Origin of the sequence: Marinobacter sp., from assembly GCF_041690455.1 — a bacterium.
Classification (GTDB): domain Bacteria; phylum Pseudomonadota; class Gammaproteobacteria; order Pseudomonadales; family Oleiphilaceae; genus Marinobacter.
The window spans coordinates 1-4721 of record NZ_JAWLHI010000128.1 but is presented as its reverse complement, the minus strand read 5'-3'; the positions used below and the strand labels follow the sequence as shown (position 1 = coordinate 4721).

Here is a 4721-nt window from a genome sequence, read left to right as displayed (position 1 = left end):
TTCACAGGTACAGAAACGATTGAGCATCGCCATGAGCCGAATACCGGGGCTTTCAAGCGTGCGCTGGTGTTTCTGTTTTCGTTGTTGCCGGTGGAGCCGTTGCTTTAAGTCAGGTGCGCTTTGGAGTCTGATATCGCGGGATTGAGTTGCCAAACACGTGGTAGCAAGTGTGCTAGTGCCCTTCTATAATCACAACTATGAAAAAGCTGACCCTTAAGTTAAATGACCGCACTCCCGAAACGCTCTCAATGAAGCGCTTGGGGCAGTACATTACCCATCTCTCCGAAATGCTCGGAGAAGTGGAGCATGTGCATTTTGAATCGGTCAGCAAAGGCAGCGCCATGCTGAATGTGGATGTTGAAGACCTGCACTATCAGAAGGTACTCACCCATGTTCGGGAAGTTCCAAACGGGATGGGCGCGAAGAAACAGCTATCGGGGTATCGTAGTTTGCAGCAACTCATGGACGAGGATGGCACAGGAGGTGTGATTTTGAACGATACTGATACTCGAATCCTGTCATTCAGGAAAAGACCCGATGACGAGAAGCCCTTGGTGGTTAACAAACTCGGTTCTGTTCAGGGTCGGTTGTACCGCGTTGGCGGCAAGGATGACACCATCCCCGTGAGTCTGGAAGGTGTTAATGGGGAAACGCTTCGTTGCGAAGCCTCTATCGATATTGCCCGAGAGCTTTCTTCCCTGCTGTTCAAACAGGTTCGGGTTAGTGGGCATGGTACCTGGGAGCGATCGCCGGAAGGTGGCTGGCGGCTCAAAAAGCTCAAAATAGAATCTTACCGGGAGCTGGATGCAGCCAAGGTCGGTGATGTTGTTGGCCGTCTTCAGGCAATTGGCGGTTTAAAATGGGCGGATATGGAAGATCCGCATGGAGTGGCCAGGGATTTGAGAGGCTGATTTGAAGTTATTAGTCGACAACAACATCCTGATACAGATTCTTGCCCCAAGCCAAACGGGTCTTACCCATCCGGAGACGAGTGTTATCCTGGGCCGTGTTGCTGAGCGCGCGCAGGCATTTGTCTCTGAGGCAGAGAAAAGGAACGCTCTTATTCTCATACCGACACCCGTGTTGTCTGAATTCCTGATTGGTGTGGAGGCATCAAAGTATCAGGAGTATCTGGATGTTCTGAATGGCAGTGCGTGCTTTGAAGTTGTGGATTTTGATACTGCGGCAGCGATTGAGTGTGCCCAACTCCCGGACAGGAAAGAGCTCGCTCAGATCTCACCCGGGCAGGTTGCCAGCAAACTCAAATACGACCGCCAGATTGTCGGTATTGCTCTCGCTGCCATGGCGGATGAAGTCTGGTCACACGATGACTCGCTTCGCAAGATCGCAAGCTTCAAAAAATTGGCGATAAAGTCGCTGGCGGATATCGAGCCGCCAGCGGTTCAGGGGCAGATGTTTCCACCTGACGAAGACGCCTGAATATAGCAGACGGTATTTTTTACGTTCCTGCCTGTTGAGTTGGCCACATCGCTGCAATGCTCATCCCCGATGATCAGCTCCGGGTTGTCCTTGCGCCATTGCGCAGTGAGTTCGCCTCTGAAGGCCTTGGCCAAGATGGACTGGGTGAGGTTGTTGACGCGGGCCAGGGCGTTGTTGGCCTGTTGTTCGATGCGGTCGGAATGGGCGAAGAGTCGGTCTACTCGGTGTACGATTTCGGTTTGTTCTTCGAAAGGTGGCTTCCGAATCGGAGAGAGGTGTCGAGAAAAGCAGGCGATTGACTGAAAAAGCGAATTAACGCATATCCGACCCAGTCATGCTCACAGTTCATCTTTATAGAATTGACCGCCCTTCATCACCATGCGCAGGTTCTGATCAATATCGACCAGGAAATCGAGATTCCGGTCGGGGTTACCGTCCACGACCAACAAATCGGCGTGGGCGCCCGGTTCTATGATGCCCAACTTACCCGGGTAAGGGTTGCGGGGGCCGGAAAGTGCCAGCAACTCTCCGTTGCTGCCCGTCGCCATCGAAAGGACAGTCAGAGGGTCGTAGAAACGGGTTAACTTCGCCAGATGTCTGAGCTGATTCCCGGTGCTTTGAGGATTGAACAGAATATCGGTTCCCCACGCCGTTTTGACGTCAAACCGCTGGGCATACTCATAAGCCCTGATGGTGCCCTCGGCGACCTTTGCCTGGGCTGCTCTGCGCTCTGCATCCGGGTACACGTTCGAATCTTCATCCTGCAGGAACGGTTGCAGGCTCCACCATGCGCCCTCTCCGGCAATCATTCTGACCGTTTCCTCATCAGCCAGTTGCCCATGCTCGATGGATTTGACGCCGGCCCGAAGCGCCCTCTGTATGCCGCGAGGGGTATACACGTGCGCCATCGCATAGGTTCCCCAATCTTCCGCGGCTTCCACGGCAGCACGGAGCTCTCGCTCGGTAAACTGTGTGCTGTCCAGCGGATCGAACATGGAGGCCACGCCACCGCCCGCCATTAGCTTGATCTGGGATGCTCCCATCATCAACTGTTCCCGGGTACGGCGCAGAACCTCAGCCTCACCATCTGCGATAGCCGCAACGCCCTGCTGCTCTGCCGGGCTCAGGGGCGTGGTTGGTGTTCTCGGGATTTCGTGGCGCATGCGGAAATCGCCATGTCCCGAAGTCTGGGAGATCATGGCACCGGCCGGGAATATCCTGGGGCCGGGGATGATGCCTTTATCGATGGCCCGTTTCAGGGCAAAGGACGGACCGCCCACGTCTCTGACCGATGTCACACCACGCAGCAGCGTTCTCTCTGCTTCACGGGCTGCAACCAGGTGCACATAGCCGGGCTCGGCCGTCATTGCCTCGATCTGCGAGATTGCGGCCAGAGTTGTGTGCCAGTGGGCATCGATGATGCCGGGCATCAGTATCCGGCCACCACAATCAATGACTTCGGCCCCGTCCGTTCCGGAGCTGTCGTTCAGCAGCGCTTCTATCCGGCCGTTTTCAACCCTGACGGAAACGTTCTTCCGCAGAGGCCCGCCCTTGCCATCGAACAACGTCAGGTTGGTCAGCAATACCGGACCCCCCGAGCGCTTCGGCTTGTTACTCAGAACGGTCGGTGCGTGTAGCCCACTGAACATGGCCATCACGGCCGCTGCGCCACCCAAGAACTGCCGGCGGCTGATGTCTGCCATCATTCGCTCATGGAACTTTTGTAAAAGCGGGGAACCGCAGACGCAGGCTCCGTGAGAGGTGAGTATTGAAGGAGATGAAGAGCCGCCACTATTGCTGAGAAAATTCATGGTCAGGCCCCCTTTGAATATTGAATGTTTGTTGCTGATTTACGGGATTACGGAAAGGAAAAGAAAGCACGCAAACACGACCAGATGAACTGCGCCGTGAAGAATCGTTGCCTTGCCGCCTGTTAAGGTCATTGCAGTAAGGAACAAAGTGAGAACAAGCAGGACCATTTCCGTTGGAGGTAACCCGAGATCCATGGGTAATTCCAGGTACAGGGAAATGGCAGCGATTGTGGGAATGGTTAAACCGATGCTTGCCAGCGCCGAGCCAAGTGCCAGGTTGAAGCCGATTTGCATCTGATTACGCATCGCCGTCCGCACTGCAGCCATGGTTTCCGGCATCAGTACCATCAGTGCAATCGCGACCCCGACCACCGCATGGGGCAGGCTAAACGACACGACTGTGGCCTCCACCAGCGGGGCCATGGTTTCAGCCAGGCCCACCACGCCAATCAGCGATAGCAGCAGAAGAACCATGCTCGCGGCGAACGCTCCTTTGGAAGGGAGCTCGTGGGGAGGTGTTTCTTCCTCGCCCGGCTGCTGCTCGGGCAGAAAATCATCGCGGTGCCGAATCGTCTGGACAAAAAGGAACAACCCATAGAGCAAAAACGACATGGTCCCGGCAAACAGAAGCTGGGCACTGGAAAAGGTTGGCCCTTCGGTGGTGAAGGTGAAATCCGGCAGGATCAGAGTCAGTGTTGCAAGGGTGGCGATGACTGACAGCGCTGGCGCCGTTCCTTCGATTCTAAAGCTCACCCTCTGATGCTTCAGCGCCCCGAGCAACAGGCATAGTCCGATCACACCGTTACAAACGATCATGATTGTCGCAAATACCGTGTCCCGGGCCAGGCTGCTTGCATCCCCGGCATCTGACAGCATCATCGAGACAATCAGTGATACTTCAATGACGGTTACAGCCAGGGCTAGGACTAACGCGCCAAAAGGTTCACCAACGCGATGGGCGATTACTTCGGCATGGTAAACAGCGACAAGCACGACCCCAAGAAGTGTGATCAGGGAAATAAAAGCCAGCACGGGCCCGAGTGTGACACCATGGAGGACAACCAACAGAACGCAAGCAACCGCTGGAAGAACAATGCTCCAGATCGGTATCTGCGCATGCAGTTTTGCCAACCAGTTTACTGGTTTGGTGGGGGAAGCTTTCAATTAATGTGTCCCGGGTCTCAGGCTGCGCAGTGTTTGCTGTAGTAAAGCATCATCTTGATGGGTTGGCAAAAGGAGAAACCGTACGGGTGTGCCGGCTTTGGATCTGGCAAGGTTTTTCAGGTCTGGTGGGACGGCACTGCTACGCCAGATAGGATTTACTGTGGGAGCGGAGCGGGCAAATGTCGCCTTTTAGCTCAAAGCGGGAAAGTGGTCGGCGTGGCAGGATTCGAACCTGCGACCCCTTCGTCCCGAACGAAGTGCGCTACCAAGCTGCGCCACACGCCGATCAACGGCCGGTATTATACG

At 55.2% G+C, this 4721-nt stretch carries 5 protein-coding genes and 1 tRNA gene; 3 read left to right on the top strand and 3 right to left on the bottom strand.

What is annotated here, in order from left to right; all coding sequences use genetic code 11:
- Positions 1-197 precede the first annotated feature (197 nt).
- From ACESMW_RS18450 to ACESMW_RS18440, 3 genes are read left to right on the top strand one after another with little or no spacing between them, the layout of a single operon-like run.
- Positions 198-911 (top strand): hypothetical protein, encoded by a 714-nt coding sequence (locus tag ACESMW_RS18450; RefSeq protein WP_372988428.1) that lies wholly within the window; start codon positions 198-200, stop codon positions 909-911.
- 1 nt (position 912) lies between these two features.
- Entirely contained in the window at positions 913-1440 is a 528-nt protein-coding gene (locus ACESMW_RS18445) for a type II toxin-antitoxin system VapC family toxin (protein WP_372988427.1), read from the top strand.
- A 56-nt stretch (positions 1441-1496) separates the two neighbouring features.
- On the top strand, positions 1497-1739 hold the full coding sequence (locus tag ACESMW_RS18440) for a hypothetical protein (RefSeq protein WP_372988426.1): 243 nt from the start codon (positions 1497-1499) through the stop codon (positions 1737-1739).
- A gap of 39 nt (positions 1740-1778) precedes the next feature.
- Here ACESMW_RS18440 and ACESMW_RS18435 read toward each other — a convergent pair whose 3' ends face one another.
- From ACESMW_RS18435 to ACESMW_RS18425, 3 genes are all read right to left on the bottom strand, one after another.
- The gene (locus tag ACESMW_RS18435) at positions 1779-3143 is read right to left on the bottom strand and encodes a metal-dependent hydrolase family protein (RefSeq protein ID WP_372988425.1); all 1365 of its coding nucleotides are present in this window, start codon (positions 3141-3143) and stop codon (positions 1779-1781) included.
- Positions 3144-3290: 147 nt separating this feature from the next.
- Positions 3291-4415: a calcium:proton antiporter gene (locus ACESMW_RS18430; RefSeq protein WP_372988424.1), complete on the bottom strand. Its 1125-nt coding sequence runs from the start codon at positions 4413-4415 to the stop codon at positions 3291-3293.
- Positions 4416-4623: 208 nt separating this feature from the next.
- Positions 4624-4700 (bottom strand) — tRNA-Pro (locus tag ACESMW_RS18425).
- Positions 4701-4721: the final 21 nt, after the last annotated feature.

Bases quoted from the DNA above. Each gene is read 5' to 3' on its own strand.
- ACESMW_RS18450 (WP_372988428.1), top strand. From the start codon at position 198: ATGAAAAAGCTGACCCTTAAGTTAAATGACCGCACTCCCGAAACGCTC.
- ACESMW_RS18440 (WP_372988426.1), top strand. From the start codon at position 1,497: ATGCTCATCCCCGATGATCAGCTCCGGGTTGTCCTTGCGCCATTGCGC.
- ACESMW_RS18435 (WP_372988425.1), bottom strand. From the start codon at position 3,143: ATGGCAGACATCAGCCGCCGGCAGTTCTTGGGTGGCGCAGCGGCCGTG.